Below are 427 nucleotides of genomic sequence, written 5' to 3' on the forward strand. Positions count from 1 at the left end.
GTGGTGGAAGGGCGACATCACCACCGAGGACGTGTACACCGGGTGGGAGTGGGCCGCGACGCGCTGGAAGGACGACGACACGATCATCGGCGCGGACATCAAGAACGAGCCGCACGGCACGCAGGGCGCCACCGAGCGCGCCAAGTGGGACGGGTCGACCGACAAGGACAACTTCAAGCACTTCGCGCAGACCGCGTCGCGCAAGGTGCTCGCGATCAACCCGAACTGGCTGGTCTTCATCGAGGGCGTCGAGGTCTACCCCAAGCCGGGCGTGCCGTGGACGTCGACCGGCCTGACGGACTACTACGGCACGTGGTGGGGCGGGAACCTGCGCGGCGTGCGGGACTTCCCGATCGACCTCGGGGCGAACCAGGACCAGCTCGTGTACTCGCCGCACGACTACGGGCCGCTCGTGTACGAGCAGAAG

Annotated in this window: 1 protein-coding gene; it reads left to right on the forward strand. The window is 67.7% G+C overall.

What is annotated here, in order from left to right:
* Positions 1 to 427, forward strand: a 427-nt coding sequence (locus tag G3I71_RS48230; RefSeq protein WP_164325310.1) for a cellulase family glycosylhydrolase, incomplete at both ends; no start/stop codon positions are given.

It is taken from the genome of Streptomyces sp. SID12501 (genome assembly GCF_010550245.1).
In the GTDB taxonomy this organism is placed as follows: Bacteria; Actinomycetota; Actinomycetes; order Streptomycetales; family Streptomycetaceae; genus Streptomyces.